At 66.5% G+C, this 16,542-nt stretch carries 15 protein-coding genes; 3 read left to right on the forward strand and 12 right to left on the reverse strand.

Going from position 1 to position 16,542, the window contains the following annotated elements; all coding sequences use genetic code 11:
* Nucleotides 1-5: 5 nt before the first annotated feature.
* Entirely contained in the window at nt 6-1,880 is a 1,875-nt protein-coding gene (locus ABH915_RS15630; protein ID WP_370122968.1) for a hypothetical protein, read from the reverse strand.
* A gap of 192 nt (nt 1,881-2,072) precedes the next feature.
* Here ABH915_RS15630 and ABH915_RS15635 point away from each other — a divergent pair, with 192 nt between their 5' ends.
* The gene (locus tag ABH915_RS15635; RefSeq protein ID WP_370122970.1) at nt 2,073-3,395 is read left to right on the forward strand and encodes an AI-2E family transporter; all 1,323 of its coding nucleotides are present in this window, start codon (nt 2,073-2,075) and stop codon (nt 3,393-3,395) included.
* A gap of 94 nt (nt 3,396-3,489) precedes the next feature.
* On the opposite strand, the gene ABH915_RS15640 is transcribed toward ABH915_RS15635, so the two are convergent.
* Both ABH915_RS15640 and ABH915_RS15645 read right to left on the reverse strand, forming a co-directional pair.
* Entirely contained in the window at nt 3,490-4,299 is an 810-nt protein-coding gene (locus ABH915_RS15640) for an alpha/beta hydrolase (RefSeq protein ID WP_370122972.1), read from the reverse strand.
* 10 nt (nt 4,300-4,309) lie between these two features.
* Complete coding sequence (locus ABH915_RS15645; RefSeq protein ID WP_018775716.1) at nt 4,310-4,681, reverse strand: hypothetical protein; 372 nt, start codon at nt 4,679-4,681, stop codon at nt 4,310-4,312.
* Between the two features lie 82 nt (nt 4,682-4,763).
* Here ABH915_RS15645 and nucS point away from each other — a divergent pair, with 82 nt between their 5' ends.
* Nucleotides 4,764-5,459: an endonuclease NucS gene (nucS, locus tag ABH915_RS15650; RefSeq protein ID WP_026266819.1), complete on the forward strand. Its 696-nt coding sequence runs from the start codon at nt 4,764-4,766 to the stop codon at nt 5,457-5,459.
* A gap of 288 nt (nt 5,460-5,747) precedes the next feature.
* Nucleotides 5,748-5,951, forward strand: a complete 204-nt coding sequence (locus tag ABH915_RS15655) for a cold-shock protein (protein WP_011692441.1) — start codon at nt 5,748-5,750, stop codon at nt 5,949-5,951.
* Nucleotides 5,952-6,129: 178 nt separating this feature from the next.
* Here ABH915_RS15655 and ABH915_RS15660 read toward each other — a convergent pair whose 3' ends face one another.
* The 9 genes from ABH915_RS15660 to ABH915_RS15700 all read right to left on the reverse strand — a co-directional run bounded on the left by ABH915_RS15660 (nt 6,130) and on the right by ABH915_RS15700 (nt 16,514).
* Nucleotides 6,130-8,739, reverse strand: a complete 2,610-nt coding sequence (locus tag ABH915_RS15660) for a bifunctional lysylphosphatidylglycerol flippase/synthetase MprF (protein ID WP_370122978.1) — start codon at nt 8,737-8,739, stop codon at nt 6,130-6,132.
* Nucleotides 8,736-10,175 carry an alpha/beta hydrolase gene (locus ABH915_RS15665; protein ID WP_370122981.1) on the reverse strand — a complete coding sequence of 480 codons (1,440 nt, stop codon included), beginning with the start codon at nt 10,173-10,175 and terminating at the stop codon, nt 8,736-8,738. Before ABH915_RS15665 ends, ABH915_RS15660 begins: the two co-directional genes overlap by 4 nt.
* Before the next feature lie 5 nt (nt 10,176-10,180).
* Nucleotides 10,181-10,612, reverse strand: a complete 432-nt coding sequence (locus ABH915_RS15670) for a DUF2550 domain-containing protein (protein ID WP_026266818.1) — start codon at nt 10,610-10,612, stop codon at nt 10,181-10,183.
* A gap of 10 nt (nt 10,613-10,622) precedes the next feature.
* Nucleotides 10,623-10,907, reverse strand: coding sequence for a F0F1 ATP synthase subunit epsilon (locus tag ABH915_RS15675; protein WP_018775711.1), 285 nt, complete (start codon nt 10,905-10,907; stop codon nt 10,623-10,625).
* Nucleotide 10,908: 1 nt separating this feature from the next.
* Complete coding sequence (atpD, locus tag ABH915_RS15680) at nt 10,909-12,363, reverse strand: F0F1 ATP synthase subunit beta (protein ID WP_018775710.1); 1,455 nt, start codon at nt 12,361-12,363, stop codon at nt 10,909-10,911.
* An 81-nt stretch (nt 12,364-12,444) separates the two neighbouring features.
* Nucleotides 12,445-13,338: a F0F1 ATP synthase subunit gamma gene (locus ABH915_RS15685; protein WP_018775709.1), complete on the reverse strand. Its 894-nt coding sequence runs from the start codon at nt 13,336-13,338 to the stop codon at nt 12,445-12,447.
* A 76-nt stretch (nt 13,339-13,414) separates the two neighbouring features.
* Nucleotides 13,415-15,052 (reverse strand): F0F1 ATP synthase subunit alpha, encoded by a 1,638-nt coding sequence (gene atpA, locus ABH915_RS15690; protein WP_370125021.1) that lies wholly within the window; start codon nt 15,050-15,052, stop codon nt 13,415-13,417.
* 83 nt (nt 15,053-15,135) lie between these two features.
* Nucleotides 15,136-15,963: a F0F1 ATP synthase subunit delta gene (locus tag ABH915_RS15695; RefSeq protein WP_370122985.1), complete on the reverse strand. Its 828-nt coding sequence runs from the start codon at nt 15,961-15,963 to the stop codon at nt 15,136-15,138.
* Nucleotides 15,963-16,514, reverse strand: a complete 552-nt coding sequence (locus ABH915_RS15700; RefSeq protein WP_018775706.1) for a F0F1 ATP synthase subunit B — start codon at nt 16,512-16,514, stop codon at nt 15,963-15,965. Before ABH915_RS15700 ends, ABH915_RS15695 begins: the two co-directional genes overlap by 1 nt.
* Between the last annotated feature and the right edge of the window lie 28 nt (nt 16,515-16,542).

A 16,542-nucleotide genomic window follows, 5' to 3' on the forward strand; every position in this document is an offset into this window, starting at 1 on the left:
GGGGGCTACTTGAACTTGGCCCCGACCAGGCCGCGGGTGGCAGCCACGAGCTTCATCGGATCCTTGGAACCGGCCGGCGGAACATAGACAGCCACGGACTCTGCGAAGTCCAGCACCATGCCGGTGCTGGTCTCCTTGCCGCCGGCCAGGGCGGCCGCGTCGTCGCCGATGGTGAGCTTGTCCCCGTCGGCCTTCGGAGTGCCGTCAAACGAGAAGTTCAGCCGGCCCAGGACCAGGGCCCCGCCGTCAGCGGTACGGAACACGACAGTGTTGTCCGCGGCCGCCTTGTGGGTGAAGGCGAAGGTGCCGTTGACGCCTGATTTGACGACGTCGGCCTGGTAGGCGAGCGTGTCCGCGATGTACGGGGAGGACTGGCCTTCGACGAGCTTGTCCTTGAACGTAGAGTCGGCCTTGGTCAGGCGGTCACCGAGCCCGGCGAGGGCTTCGTCGCCGCTGTACGCGAGTCCGGTCTTGTCCGCGGGCGCCAGCGTCTCCGTGCCGGCCCGCCCGATCCCCGGGAAGGTGGCACCCGGCTGCAGCGGGGTGCTGCTGACCAGCTTGTAGTTCTCCCGCGGGGAGGCCTGGGTGAGGGTCAGCAGCTGCGGGACGACGTTGCCCTCGCCCTGCGTCACAGCCATGACCGAGCGCGGCCAGCTGCGCTTGTTGGTGACCACCGTGGTCAGCAGCTTGGTGGAGCGGACCGGCATCCGCGCCTCGTAGGAGCCGACCTGCGAGCGGATCTTGTAGTTCTGCGTGCGCACCTGGAGTTCGGACTTGGCCACCCGCGGCGCCAGCTTTGCGGCGTCCTTGGCAGCGTCTCCGGCATCGACGGCACCGGCAACCTGTTCCAGGACACGGCGGAACTGCGCGTCCAGCAGCACCGGCGTATCGCCGGTCTGGCCCTCAGCGGAACTGCCCGGCGTCGCGCCGTCGGAGGCCGGGGCGCTGGAGGCCGGGGCACTGGGCGACGGCGTCTGGCTGGCCTGGGCGGCCACAGACGTTCCGGCGACGGCAGCGGCGGTCAGCACGGCCACCACGATGCCGGAACGGCGAGCGGTGCCGGAACCCTTCTTCTGGCCGGCCGCTGCTTTCTCCGGCGCGGTTTTCTCCGGCCCTGTTTTCTCGGGGGTGGCCGGCTGCGGCGCAGTCTCGGGGGCTGCGGTCTCCTGGGTGCTTGCTGCCGAGCCCTGATCCCCGCGGCGTGCCGCGGCCTTGGCCTGCGCGCGGCGGGCGAACGTGCTGCCGCCGCCGGTGCCGTTGCCTGACCGGTTGCCTGACTTCGGCTTGAGGACCAGCAGCGCCCCGCCGGCGATGATCAGCAGGCCGCCGAGCACCATGAGCGGAATGGCCCAGGGCGTGGAGGTGTCGTTCGGGAAAGTCATCGTGATGGAGCTCGGGGCGGGCTTGGTGCCGTCCGCGGCGAGGAGGAGGGACCAGTCGCCGTCGGCCGGCGCGTTCCACGCGTAGTCCATTTCGCCGGTGGCGTTCTCGGTGGTGACCCAAAGATCCGATCCGGCGGGCGACGGCGCGGTAGCTTCGCCGTCGGTATGCGTCAGCTGCAGCGCCTTGCCGTCCTCCGAGACGCCGTCGACGGTGTTGTGGGCCGTCTTACCCACCCAGGCGTCGACGTCGTCCGGCCGTCCCGCGGCCAGCAGGAAGGCCCCTTCACCCTTGACCTGGATCTTCACGGTCCCGGGGTGCAGAGTCTTCAGCTTCTCCTCGAAGACGGTCAGCGGCGCGGCCGTGCCGGCCGGAGCGGTGGCCGTAATCGTCTCCGGAGGAGCCCAAAACGTCTTCTGGCCAATCCCGGCCAGGAGTGTCAGGAGGCCGAGCAGCACCAGGGCGACTGCAGTCTTGAAACGCAAAATACTACCTATCATCAGCGGACAGTTAGCTTCAATAGTAACCATTTTGTTACCCGCGAGTCAGATCGGGGACCCGGACGCCCCCGCGGGCGGTGCCCGCGGGGGCGTCCCGCCCTTGAGCTGACAAGCCTGCTGATAGTGTTTGCGGTGATCATCACACCAGTGCCGCCTGTGTGGCGCCGCAAGGAATTAAGGGCATTCAACGCAGTGACTGAACATACGGATTCGTCCTCCGCCGGACCACAAGAAGCGCAGGAATCCGACGGCCAGGAACCCGGCCCCGAGCAGCCCGCTTCCAGTCCCCGGCCCGCTACCTCCCGCCCCCGGATTGCCGCGGCAAATGTCCTGCTGTCCGCGGCCCGGCGCCTGCGCCAGCCCCTGCCGGGAGCCCAGCCGAGAATCCGCTTCGAGATGCCCCCGGAGCACGAGGCTGTTGCCGGGGACGAGGAGACGTCCGCGGCCGATGCCCGCTTCGGCAGTCCCGGTCCACGCATGTCGGCCCAGCACCCCCTGTACATGGGCTTCATGGGCACGGTCGGAGTCGGCTTCGCGCTCCTGGTCTACTGGATCGGTTCGAACACGACGCAGCTCCTCTTGTGGATCATCACGGCGCTCTTCATCACCCTCGGCCTGGACCCGGTGGTGCGGTGGCTCGAACACCGGAACGTCCCCCGCGCCGCCGGCATCCTCTTGTCCGTGTCCACCCTGGCACTGGGAGTCGCCGCTTTCTTTGCCACCCTGATCCCCACGATCGTGCAGCAGGTGACGCAGATCGTGCAGCAGGCTCCCAAGTGGGTCCAGGACTTCATTGACTCGGACTTCTTCCGGAGCATTGACAGCCAGTTCGGCATCAGGGACCGCATCAGCCAGGAGCTGGAGAAGTTCGTCAACAACCCGGACGCCATGGGCGGCATCTTCGGCGGCGTGGTGGGCTTCGGCTCCACCGTGGCAAACGGGATCTTCGGCGCACTGATCGTGCTGGTCCTGAGCCTGTACTTCCTCGGCGCCCTCCCTGCGATGAAAAAATGGGGCTACCGGCTCGCGCCGCGCTCGCGCCGGGCCCGGGTCGAAGCCCTGTCCGAGGAAATCACCGGTTCGGTGGGCAACTACGTGATCGGCCAGGCCGCCGTCGCCCTGCTGAACGCCACGTTCGCGTTCATCGTGATGTCGATCATCGGGGTTCCGTTCGCCACGCTGCTGGCATTCGTGGTTGCCCTGCTGGCCTTCATCCCCCTCGTGGGCGGCATGATTGCCGGGTGCCTGGTGACGCTCGTGGCCCTAACCGCCGGCTGGCAGACCGCGCTTGTTTTCGCCATCTGCTATTTCGCGTACCTCCAGTTCGAGGCCTACTTCATCTCTCCGCGGATCATGCAGAAAGCCGTGGCGGTGCCGGGCGCCGTCGCCGTCATCTCCGTGATCGCCGGCGGCAGCCTGCTGGGCGTCCTCGGAGCCTTGATCGCCATTCCCACTGCGGCGGCCATCATGCTGCTGGTCAAGGAAATCCTCATCGCGCGCCAGGACAGCCGCTAACCGGTTTCCGCGCCGAAAAAGGACAGCCGCACCGTGGATCCACGGTGCGGCTGTCCTTTTTCAACGCGGTTTCACTTTTTGCGGTGTTGGCGGGTCAGGCGTGTGCCGTGGCGACCGGCCCGTCCCATTCCTGCGGCAGCACCGTTCCGGCACCCCCTGCGGAGCCGCCGGGGATGACCTCGTCCACGATTTCGTTGAGCACCCGCCCGGCGTACTTCTCCCCCACCCACAGGTGCTTGGCGCCGTCGACCCCCAGCACCTGTGCCTGCGGCACCAGCGCGAACCTCGCGGCCGCAGCCGCCGGCTGCAGGTAGTCGTCGTGCTCGGGAACCAGGACCTTCAGCGGCTTGCCGGACTCGGCCCATTCCTTCAGGTGCACGTCCGTGGCCCGGTGCAGCGGGGGCGAGAGCAGCACGGCCCCCTCGATTTCCGAGGCGACGGGCTCAGTGGCGCCGTACATCAGGGCCAGCTCGGTGCCGAAGGACCAGCCCACCAGCCACCGGTTCGGCAGGCCCCGGTCCACGGCGAACTGCACGGCGGCCTCGACGTCGAGACGCTCGCCGATGCCTTCCTCGAAGGCTCCCCCGCTGGTTCCCCGCGGCGATGACGTGCCGCGCGTGTTAAAGCGCAGGACGGCGATGCCCGCGAGGGCCGGCAGCCGGTAGGAGGCCTTGCGGTAGAGGTGTGAATCCATGAAGCCGCCGTGCGTCGGCAGCGGGTGCAGCGTGATGAGTGTTGCCTTGATCCCGCCGGTTTCCGGGACGGCGAGCTCGCCCACCAGCCGGTGCCCGTCCGACGTGCGGAGTTCGACGTTCTCGCGGCGGGCCGGCAGGACGGTGGAAGCGCGGATGGCAGTGGGAGCAGCGGGCTGGGTGAAGACGTAGGACGCGGGATCAAAGCTCATGCTGACCAGCTTAGCGATACCGGTAGCTCCGCGAAGTCCAGCAGTTGCTGTGCCAGTGGCGCCGTTCGGCGAGACCCGCGGCGGCGCCAAAGAGGTGGTCCTCGGACCAGACCACCAGGTGCGCGATCCCCGGCAGCACGGCAGTGGAGCAGCCCGGGCAGATGTAGGTCTTCTCGGCACGGCCCGCGGTGATGGGGCGGACCATCCATTCGCCGTCCGGTGCGCTCTCCCGGCGGGCGAACCCTGAGCGGGCGCGCTCCAGGTCAAGTTCCGGTGCCGGGCCGTGCTTGGCTCCGCCGGCTTTGCTCTTTCCGGGCGCTGCGCCCTTGCCGGAGCCTGTCTTCGCAGAGCCGGCGCGGCGGGGTCGGTTGGAACGGGGCATGCCTCCATTCTGCCCCAGTCCGGCGGCCGCTCCTTGCCTCCCCCGCCACGCCGCCGCCCGCGCAGGCGGTAGAGTGGACCGGGTGCGTTTAGTCATAGCCCGCTGCTCCGTTGATTACGTCGGCCGCCTCAAAGCCCACCTGCCGCTGGCCACCAGGCTGTTGCTGGTCAAGGCCGACGGTTCGGTCCTGGTCCATTCCGACGGCGGGTCCTACAAGCCGCTGAACTGGATGAGCCCTCCTGCGTCGCTGCGGGTCTCGACACCGGATGAGGTCGACGTCGAGGTCGGCGTCGTCGAGCAGTGGACGGTCCAGTCGGCCAAGACCGATGACCGGCTCATCATTAACATCCACGAGCAGCTGCACGACACCTCCCACGAACTGGGCCAGGACCCGGGCCTGATCAAGGACGGCGTCGAGGCGGACCTCCAGCGGCTCCTGGCCGCCCAGATCGAACTGCTCGGCACCGGGTTCTCGCTGATCCGCCGGGAGTATTTCACCGCGATCGGCCCCGTGGACATCCTGGCCCGGGACGCGGACGGCGCCACCGTGGCCATTGAGCTCAAGCGCCGGGGCGACATCGACGGCGTCGAGCAGCTCACCCGGTACCTGGAACTGCTGAACCGGGACCCGCTGCTGGCCCCGGTCCGGGGAATCTTCGCAGCCCAGCAGATCAAGCCGCAGGCCAAGGTCCTCGCCAAGGACCGCGGAATCGACTGCGTCACCCTGGACTACGACGCCATGCGCGGCGTTGACGACAGCGAATCCCGGCTCTTTTAAGCACCCCGCGGCAGGCTTTCCGCGGTGACGATTCGAGTTAAGCCGTTCTTTGCACAATTTTTATGCAATTCTTCCGTTCGCCCGTTGACCTGACGCAAGTGTCATGAAATTCTTATACGAGTCTTTGTGTAGGTGTTTTTCATGCTCGCAAGACATGTTGCGAGCGTGAAGCTCCTGCCGCCACGGTCCGTGAATCCGGTTCCGTTGCCAAAGGTTCTTCTCGCAGAGTGACCAAGTCCGGTGCGAAGTGCGCCGGATTTATTCAAGATCCACAATGAGGAGAAACAAATGGCTCAGGGAACCGTCAAGTGGTTCAACGCAGAAAAGGGCTTCGGCTTCATCACCCCGGATGACTCCGATGGCGATGTCTTCGTTCACTACTCCGAGATCCAGACCGGTGGCTTCAAGACCCTCGACGAGAACCAGCGTGTTCAGTTCGAGATCGGCCAGGGCGCCAAGGGCCCCCAGGCCACCGGCGTAACGCTGGTCTAGTCTCCCGTCGCGAAGTGCTTTAGGGCATTTCCGCACAAGGAATGATCCCCGGCATTTGTGCCGGGGATCATTTTTTTGTGCATTCTTGGGCGCGGCGTTTCAGGTCCTCCGCATTGTGCCGGATGCATTCTTCAGCCGAATTGCGCACTCACGCCGGGCACTAATCCGCCGGCCCCGCCTATCTCACCAACGTGCGCAGCAGGCGGGCGCTTTGCCGGACGGACAACCCGGGAAGGTATGCGCGGCTAAGGGCCCGGCCCATCGCGGGCAATTGCAACGGATCCTGGTAGTAGAGGTACAACGTGCGGTAGTCCGGTTTGAAACGCGACTTGAAGGTTGCCAGCGAACGGAAACCATAGACGGGTTCCAGGGCCCGGCCCACGACGTCCAGGATCCCGGCCAGCCCCTCCGGCCCGGCGTCGCTGCCGGCGTCGCTGTCCCCGGAGTCGCTGCCGCCGGCGAGGTCTCCGTCACGGTCCTTCGCCAGCGGGGAGCCGGACAGGGAGATCACCTCAACCGTGCGCTTGAGCTCCAGCACGGCGGAAGCGATGAGGAACTCCATGACACCCGGGAACGCGTCCCCGCGCCGGCGCATGAAGTCCAGGGTCCAGCTCACGAGCTGTCCGTCCGCATACACCGGCAACCAGCTCGTGACGCCCTGCACGCGTCCGTCGGCGTCCACCGCCAGGCAGCACAGCACCTCGTCGTCGTCGAGCTCGTCGATGCTGCCGAGCGTGAAGCCCATCTCCGGCACGTGCTTTTGTGCCGCCCATTCTTCGGAAACCTCGCTGAGCTGGGTCCGCAGCTGGGCCGGGAATTCGCTGTAGCGCCCCCACACGGCCTGGACACCGGTCTTCGCGGCCCGGTTCAGGGCGGTGCGGACGTTCTGCCATTCCTTGCCCTTGAACTCCAGTTCGCGCACGGCGAGCCTGGTTTCTTGGGCCACGGCCACGCGGCGGAATCCGCGGGCCCGGAGCATCGGCCAGAGCCCGGCGGTGCAGGAGTAGAAACACGGGATCAGGGCGTGTTCGGCGCAGTAGCGCATGAAACCCGCCGCGGTCTCCTCTCGGAGGGCGGCGGGGCCGAACGGGCCCGCCAGCGTCAGGGCCACGTTGCCGTGCTGCTGGTAGGCCACGCCGCCGCGCCGGTCCGGCGTAAACCAGTATTTGTTCGGTTCCCAGAGCGCCATCCAGGACAGTGAGTCCCCGCCCTGGCGGATCAGGTCACGGGCCGTGTCCCGGTCCCCGGAACCGACGTCGGTGCTGTTCGGTCCGGTACCGTGCAGCCGCCGCCGCAGCACCAGCCAGACCGCCGCCAGGGCCACCCCCCAGAAGATGATGCCGGCGTAGGCGAACAGGAAGGACTCCACGGCGTTACGGTTCTGGAACAGCCGGCTGTAGGCGCCCGGAATGGGCAGCGGCAGGTACTGCCGGGCGAGTTCCGCCGCGAGGCCCAGCACTCCCCCGTCGCGGTCCATTCCGCCGGCGGCGAGCCAGGCCACTGCGTAGGCCCCGGCGAGCACCAGCCATGTGCCGCCGACCACGATGCCCAGGATCCGTCTGGCCTGCGGAGCCGTCTCCACGCGGAACTGCCGGCGGTTAAGCCAGAGCAGCACGGCGAGCAGCAACGGAACGGCGACGAGCGGAAGGACGTGGACGAAGCCGGAGCCCATCACAGCCGTGTGCGGCCGGTTGGGGTAGTGCGGAATGCGGGCGAACAGGGCCAGGTACACGGCCGCCAGGGCTGTAACGCCGAGCTGGACGATGATGGCGATCCGCAGGGCCAGGCGGCGGCCCTGCCGCATGCCGTCCGCACAGATCAACAGCAGGACCACCGGGACAACTGCCAGCGCGAGGCCCAGCGGACCGGCGAGTCCGGCCCGGCCGGCCTCCAGGCAGCTGACGTCAACCGTTCCGCCGCAGTTTTGCTCCAGCTGGCCCAGCGTGGGCAGCGGGTTCAGCACGACGTCGCGCAACAGGGCCAGGGGCCCGGTGGGGCTGCTGACAGCGGCCGTGAGGATCGGCCCCACCGCGAAGATCGCGACCGTAAGCGCCAGCAGGTTGCGTGTTTCGCGTCCCGTTGAACGGTGCCGGTGCAGGGTCCCCCGGTCGCCCTGGATCCACCAGCCCGCGGCCAGGCCGGCAAGGGCGCCGGCGAGCCCCACCACCGTCTCCGGGTGCCCGACGTAGAGCACCAGCAGCAGGGACGCGGACAGGACGGCGGTCCGCAGCCTGCGTTGCCACAGCGTGGGCAGCAGCCCGCTGGCGGCCAATGCCACGGCCAGGATGGCGGCGTAGGGGCCGATCAGCCGGGCGTTGACCATGAGCCCCAGCCAGCCGTCGCCGAGATACCGGGCCAGCTGGGTGACCAGCAGGAACACCGTCACAGCAGCGAACTGGCCAACAAAGAAGAACACGGCCGTCCGCAGCGTCCCCAGATGCCGTTCAGCGAGCCCCAGCAGCAGGAGGATCATCAGGGACGCGGCGAGGTAGGCCAGCAGGTTGGTGGCGAAGAACAACGAGGTGAACAAGGACCACCAGTGCCCCGCCTTCAACCCCGCAGCGTTGACGGACGCGATGGGCAGCAGGGCGTCGGGCGGGCCCGACAGGAAGCTGCCGGTGACGGCCCCGGCCCCGAGGAAGACCGCGAGGACCGCCAGCGTGAAGGGTACGGCACGGAAGTGCGCCAGCGTCCGGCGCATGCCCTGGCCCCAGACGCCCTGCAACGGCGGGGCCTCCGGCCCAGGGCCCGCCGCGGTCCGGGGGCTGCCGGTCTTGGCCGGGCTCATGGCGCGATCCCCCAGCGCCGGGCCAGGAAGTCCAGGCCGCCGGGAAGGCCGCCGGCTGCCACGTCCCAGGAGTGCCCCGTGTTGGCGATCCGGTGTGTTTCGACGCTGAACCCGGCCCGGCGGGCCGCCTCGGAGAGCACGTCCATATAGCCGGTGAACTGCGGGTCGCGGTCCCCGGCGGCGAAGTACACGCCGTGGCCCTCGAAGCGGTTTTCCGCCATGACGCGCAGCGGGGTCAGCCGGTCGAACGCCGCGGTGTCGGCGCCGAAGGAGGCCTCGATGGTCTTGGCACGCACCTTCGCGAGGGCCGGCTCCTCCTCGCTGGAGAAGGCCAGGGCGGCGGTGTAGACGTCGGGATGCCGCGTGAGCATCTGCATGGCGCACGTGCCGCCGAAGGAGAATCCGCCCGCGGCCCACTGCCGGGGATCCGGGTCGACGTCGAGCGTGCGGTTGATCCAGTCCGGCACGTCCCGCGCCAGGAAGGTGTCCGCCCGGGCAATCCGGCTGTCGAGGCACAGCGTGTTTCCCGACGGCGAGCCGTTGGGATCGACCACCACCGCTACGGGCGCCACCCCGGCGTGCTCCGCGGCGAAGCGGTCCAGCCGGCTCCGGAGTGCGCCGCCGGTCAGCCAGTCGGCAGGGCTGCCCGGCTGGCCGGAAAAGAGGACCAGCACCGGCAGCGCGGGCCGGGGCGAACTCAGGTAGGCCGGGGGGAGATAGATGTAGGCGTCCCGGCTCTGGAAGCCGGAGACGGTGCCGGGGATGACCGCCCTGCGGATGACGCCGTCGGGAAGGTGGGCCGGCGCCTGCCAGTGGGCCAGCCCGGTGGCGGCGGGGACACCGGCGGCGCGCGTCAGGTCCGCCTCGAGCGGCTGGATCCGGGCTACGGCGGCTCCGGTGAGGTCACCGACAGTGTGATTCAGGCCAAAGTAGATGTTGATCTGGACGGCGGACAGCGCGAGGACGGCCAGGAGGGCCGCCGTGGCTGCTGCGCTTGAACGCCAGCGATGGGTGCTGCCTTGATGGGTGCCGCCCGGAGTGATGCCTCCCGGATTCGTGCCGCCCGGACCGCGGCCCCAGAGTCCAAGCAGGCGCATGAGCCACAGGAGCAGGGCGGCGACGCCGGCAACGGACCAGGCGAGGGTCTCCCCCGGCAGTTCGGCAGGGAAGACCATGACGGCATAGAGCAGGAACCAGTGCACGGCCGCGACGAGCGCGGCGGCGATCAGGGTCACGGCAGCCGCGACGGCCACGGCCTCGCCGGGCGGCCGGCGGCCGGTGTGCGCTAAACCGGTGCGCCGAAAACCCGTGCGTCGAAAACCCGTGCGCAGGAGGGCGGCGTGCCAGAGGAGGCAGGCCAGGCCCGCCGCGGCGGCAGCCCACGCGAGCCACACCACCGGGCCGTCGACCAGGCTGAGGCCATCGAGGTAGTCCACCGGGACTAGCGCCAGGTGCCGACGCCGATAACGGGTCCGGCCTCAAGCCAGGATGACAACCCCGTGTAGGCATCGAAGCGCATGGCGAGGAGGACCTGCTGCCCCTCGTAGCGGAGCTCCACGATCACGGCGTCGGGCTGGACCTTGAGGAGCTCGGATTCGGTGGGCTTGCGCCGGCCAAGCAGCTCCAGCGAGCTGCGCCGGAAAGTGTGCTTGGGCCGGACGCTGAGTGAGACCAGGCGGAACCACTCGAGGTCGTTGTCCTGATAACGACAAACCCCCATCTGCCAGCTTTTTCCAGCCGTGCAGATGGAGGCGTCCACCGTGCCGAGGGCGCGCCGCAGATTGAAGCGGCGCACCCCCGAAAGGCACAGTGCAAATACCAGCAACGCAAACGCAGTTGCCAGGACGATGAACGGCAAACCAATATCGTTCATCAAGGTCGTGCTAGCGGATCCCCGCAGTAGCCGCTTCGCCCATTTGGGCGTTGTCAGCAACAATGACCACCCTGTTGTTGTCGACAGAGAAGAATCCTCCGTCAACAACTACAGCGATGCGGTCACCGGATACCGGCTCGATTGCCAGCTCACCTTCGGCCAGAATCGCCAGCAGGGGCGAGTGGCCGGGCAGGATTCCGATTTCACCATCGCTGGTGCGGGCCTTGACCATCTTGGCCGCTCCGGACCACACGAAGTGGTCCGCTGCGACAATCTCAACCTCAAGCTCAGCCATATTACTTGGTCTGTTCCTGGATCTTGGCCCACTGGCGCTCGACGTCGTCCAGGCCGCCGACGTTGAAGAACGCCTGCTCTGCAACGTGGTCAAGGTCGCCGTCGCAGATAGCGGTGAAGCCTTCAACAGTGTCCTTGATGGACACGGTGGAGCCTTCGACGCCGGTGAACTGCTTGGCGGTGTAGGTGTTCTGCGAGAGGAACTGCTGGATGCGGCGTGCACGCGACACGACGATCTTGTCTTCTTCAGAGAGTTCGTCAACGCCGAGGATGGCGATGATGTCCTGAAGTTCCTTGTTCTTCTGCAGGATCTGCTTGACGCGGACGGCCGTGTTGTAGTGGTCGTGGCCGATGTACTGCGGATCCAGGATGCGGGAGGTCGACGTCAGCGGGTCAACGGCCGGGTACAGACCACGGGAGGCGATTTCACGGGAAAGTTCCGTGGTCGCGTCGAGGTGTGCGAAGGTCGTGGCCGGAGCCGGGTCGGTGTAGTCATCTGCGGGGACGTAGATGGCCTGCATCGAGGTGATGGAGTGGCCCTTGGTGGACGTGATGCGCTCCTGGAGGAGACCCATCTCGTCAGCCAGGTTGGGCTGGTAGCCCACGGCCGACGGCATGCGGCCAAGGAGGGTGGAAACCTCGGAGCCTGCCTGGGTGAAGCGGAAGATGTTGTCGATGAAGAGCAGCACGTCCTGGTTCTGCACATCGCGGAAGTACTCCGCCATGGTCAGGGCGGACAGTGCAACGCGCAGACGCGTTCCCGGCGGCTCGTCCATCTGGCCGAACACAAGGGCGGTGTCCTTGAGGACGCCGGCCTCTTCCATTTCGACCCAGAGGTCGTTACCTTCACGGGTACGCTCGCCGACGCCGGCGAACACCGAGGTGCCACCGAAGTTGCGGGCCACACGGGTGATCATTTCCTGGATCAGCACGGTCTTGCCGACGCCGGCACCACCGAACAGGCCGATCTTGCCACCCTTGATGTACGGGGTGAGGAGGTCGATCACCTTGATGCCGGTTTCCAGCATCTCGGTGGAGCCTTCCAGGGTCGCGAAGGCCGGAGCCTTGCGGTGGATAGGCCAGCGTTCGCTGATCTGGAGTTCGGACTCGGCAACGTCGAGGGGCTGGCCCAGCACGTTGAAAATGTGGCCCTTGACGCCGTCGCCCACGGGCACGGAGATCGGGGCACCGGTGTCCACCACGTTGGTACCGCGGACAAGTCCGTCGGTGGCCTGGAGGGAGATGGCACGGATCAGGTTGTCACCCAGGTGCAGGGCAACCTCGAACGTGATGGTTCGGGTCTCACCGTTGAGAGTGATCTCGGTGGTGAGTGCGTTGTAAATCGAGGGGATTGCGTCAGCCGGGAATTCGACGTCGACAACCGGGCCAATAACACGTGCAATACGACCGGTAGCACCGGACGTTGCGGCTACGTGATCGGTAGCAGTGGCAGTCATCTCTCTCACTTCACTCAGTAGATGGCGTGGGGTTAAGTTTATCTTTTGGTGCAGGTACAGCTGGAACCGGGCTCGTGCTGGCTAGGACGCGGACAACGCGTCGGCACCGGCAACGATTTCGGAAAGCTCCTGCGTAATTTCAGCCTGACGGGCAGTGTTGCGCAGACGCGTGTACTTCTTGATGAGATCCGTCGCGTTGTCGCCGGCGGACTTCATCGCACGCTGGCGGGCTGCGAGCTCGGAAGCTGCTGCCTGCAACATGGCGGCGAAGATACGTGATTCGATGTAGCGCGGCAGCAGGGCATCGAGGACCTGCTCCGTTTCCGGCTCGAATTCGTAGAGGGGCAGCAGGTCCGATTCGGACGCGGCTTTCTCTTCGACAACCTCGAGCGGCAGCAGACGGACGACCGTCGGCTCCTGGGTCACCATCGACTTGAAGCGGGTGTAGACGACGTGGATTTCGTCGACGCCGCCCTCTTCGTAGGCGGTAGCGAATTCGGCCAGCAGTGCTTCACTGACTTCGCGGGCGGTCGCAAACTCCGGTGCATCCGTGTTGCCGGTCCATACGCGAGCGTATTCACGGTTCCGGAAGTCGAAATACGCCTGCGCCTTGCGGCCGACCAGGAACGTCTTGACTTCCTTGCCTTCCCCGTGGAGCAGCTCGTTGAGGCCTTCGGCCTGCTTGAGGACACTCGCCGAGTAAGAGCCCGCGAGGCCACGGTCCGAGGTGATGACCAGGACGGCGGCCCGGCGGATCTGCGCCGGCTCGGTGACCAGGGGGTGGTCGATTTCGCTCTGGCTTGCGACAGCAGAAACGGCACGCGTGATCGCGTTCGCGTAAGGCAGTGAAGCTGCTACGCGTGCGCGGGCCTTGCCGATGCGCGAGGTAGCGATCAGTTCCATCGCCTTGAAGATCTTGCGCATCGACGTCGTCGAGCTGATCTTCTGGCGGTAGACCCGGATCTGGGCTCCCATACTTATCCTTTCCTAAGATCCCGATGGCCGGGACTGCCGGAACCCGTGCGGGTCCCGGCAGTCCCTGCCAGCGAAACTAGCGCTTCTGCTTGACGATTTTTTCCTGGTCGACCTGATCCTCGCCGATGGGGGCGTGCTCCTCGTGCCCCGCACCGACAAGGAGGTTGTCTCCCTCGCCGAAGAAGCCCTTCTTGAAGTCCACGATTGCGGTCTTCAGTGCTTCAGCGGTGTCATCGTCCATGACGTTGGTCTGGGCCAGCGTCGTCAGGATGGAGGACTTGTGCTTGAGGTGCTCCAGGAACTCGGTCTCGAAGCGGTTGATGTCTTCAACCGGAACCTCGTCGAGGTGGCCGTTGGTGCCGGCCCAGATGGAGACGACCTGGTTCTCGACCGGGAACGGCGAGTACTGGCCCTGCTTGAGCAGTTCCATCAGGCGTGCACCGCGGGTCAGCTGCTGGCGCGATGCGGCGTCCAGGTCCGAGGCAAACATGGCGAAGGCCTGCATGTCGCGGTACTGGGCCAGTTCCAGCTTCAAGGTACCGGAGACCTTCTTCATGGACTTGACCTGGGCGGCGCCACCAACACGGGAGACGGACACACCGACGTCGACAGCGGGGCGCTGGTTTGCGTTGAAGAGGTCCGACTGCAGGAAGATCTGGCCATCGGTGATGGAGATCACGTTGGTCGGGATGTAGGCGGAAACATCGTTCGCCTTGGTCTCGATCAGCGGCAGACCGGTCATCGAGCCTGCACCGAGCTCGTCGGAGAGCTTGGCACAACGCTCCAGCAGACGGGAGTGCAAGTAGAAGACGTCGCCCGGGTAGGCTTCGCGTCCCGGCGGGCGGCGGAGCAGCAGCGACACTGCACGGTAGGCCTCGGCCTGCTTGGACAGGTCATCAAACACGATGAGGACGTGCTTGCCGCCGTACATCCAGTGCTGGCCGATGGCCGAACCGGCGTACGGTGCCAGGTACTTGAAGCCTGCGGGGTCGGACGCCGGGGAAGCCACGATCGTGGTGTATTCCAGGGCGCCGTTGTCCTCGAGGGTCTGGCGGACGGCTGCGATCGTGGATGCCTTCTGGCCGATCGCCACGTAGATGCAGCGCACCTGCTTCTTCACGTCGCCGGAAGCCCAGTTGGCCTTCTGGTTGATGATCGTGTCGATGGCAATGGCGGACTTGCCGGTCTGGCGGTCACCGATGATCAGCTGGCGCTGGCCGCGGCCGATCGGGATCATGGCGTCGATAGCCTTGAGTCCGGTCTGCATCGGCTCGTGGACCGACTTACGCTGGGTCACGCCGGGTGCCTGGAGTTCCAGGGCACGGGTGGTCTCGGCCTTGATCTCGCCGAGGTCATCGATGGGCTGGCCCAGCGGGTCAACCACGCGGCCGAGGAAGGCGTCGCCAACCGGCACGGACAGAACCTGCCCGGTGCGGTGGACTTCCTGGCCTTCTTCGATTCCGGTGAAGTCACCGAGGACGATGACGCCGATCTCGCGGACGTCGAGGTTCTGGGCCAGGCCCAGCGTGCCGTCTTCGAAGCGAAGCAGCTCGTTCGCCATGACCGAGGGAAGGCCCTCAACACGGGCGATGCCGTCACCTGCGGTTGTTACACGGCCGACCTCTACGCGCTCTGCGTTTCCGGGTTCGTAGGACGCCGCGAACTCGTTCAACGCATTACGGACGTCGTCGGCGTTGATGGTCAATTCGGCCATCTGCAGTCCCTGCTCTCCTGTTTTCGTGATCATCGTTGCTCACGATGACCGGGGTTTCTTGTCGTTAGGTTGTGCTTGTCCGGCTAGCCGGCAAGCTGACGCTGGAGCTGGCCCAGGCGGCCGGCGACCGAAGCGTCAACCACTTCGTCACCTACCTGGATCCGGATGCCACCGATCAGTGCCGGGTCAACGTTCATGTTGATCTTGAGCTCGCGCCCGTAAAGGGTGTTCAGCCCCGCCTGCAGGCGGCTGATCTGCGTCTCCGTCAGCGGACGGGTGACGTCGACCGTTGCAATCCAGCGCTGCTGGCGCTTGGCGGCAAGCTCGGCGAAACGGCGAACCAGCCTGGTGACCTTAAGCCCGCGCGGAGCCGTGACGGCCTGTCCGATCAGGACTTTCGCTTCCGCACTCGCACCGGGTACGAGCCTGTCGGCGAGGGACACCTTGGCGGCCGGGCTGGCCTGCGGCTCGGACAGAGCGCGCTGGACCTCGTGGCTGGACTCAACGGCCTGGTTGAAGGAGAACAGATCGTTCTCCAGCTCTTCCAATCCGGTGAGCCCGGAGGCAGAGACGGCCGACTTGTTCTCGGCAACAGCGATGACCACCGAAGCGGCAAGAGTCTCGAGTGCATCGCCGATATCCCGTGCCGATGCCCAGCGGGAGCTGGCCAGTCCGGCTGCGATTTCAACAGCGTCAGCAGATACTTTCCCGCCGAAGAGCTGCTTGACCAGCGCCGACTTTTCGTCACCGCTGCGGGACGGGTCGGTCAGGGCGCGGCGCAAGCCGGCCGAGCTGTCGACCGTTCCCAGGATTCCGAAGAGTTCCTTTGCCAACTGCAGCGACGCGGTGGGAAGCTTGGCTTCCAGTGCCGCCAGCGCAGCGGCCAGCGATTCGCTCGATACACCTGCCATTACTTAGCTACACCCGCGTTCTGGTTCTCCAGATCTGCCAGGAAGCGGTCCACCACTCGGGCCGACCGTGCATCGTCGCTCAGTGCCTCGCCGACGATGCGGCTTGCCAGCGTCGTGGCCAGCGTGCCGACCTCCGCGCGGAGCGACACAACGGCCGCCTGGCGCTCGGACTCGATCTGCGTGTGGGCCTGTGCGGTGATGCGGGCAGACTCGGCAGCCGCCTTCTCCTTCAGCTCTGCAAGGATCTGGGCACCTTCGGCGCGTGCTTCCTCGCGGATGCGGTTGGCTTCGGTGCGGGCTTCCGTGAGCTGTGCCTTGTACTCTTCGAGTGCTGCGGAGGCCTCGGCCTGGGCCTTTTCGGCCTTGGCGATACCGCCCTCGATGGCTTCGGCCCGCTCTGCGAAGGTCTTCTCGAACATCGGGACAACGTACTTGACCACGATGAACATGAGGAGAGCAAAGCCGGCGAAGACGACAAGCATTTCCCAAGGATTGGGAACGAGGGGGTTAGTACCGCCTTCGGTGGCGGCTGAGATGATCGCTTGATTCATATTTCACCCGTCCTTATCTACTCGGTTC

Source organism: Arthrobacter sp. MW3 TE3886, assembly GCF_041262145.1.
In the GTDB taxonomy this organism is placed as follows: domain Bacteria; phylum Actinomycetota; class Actinomycetes; order Actinomycetales; family Micrococcaceae; genus Arthrobacter.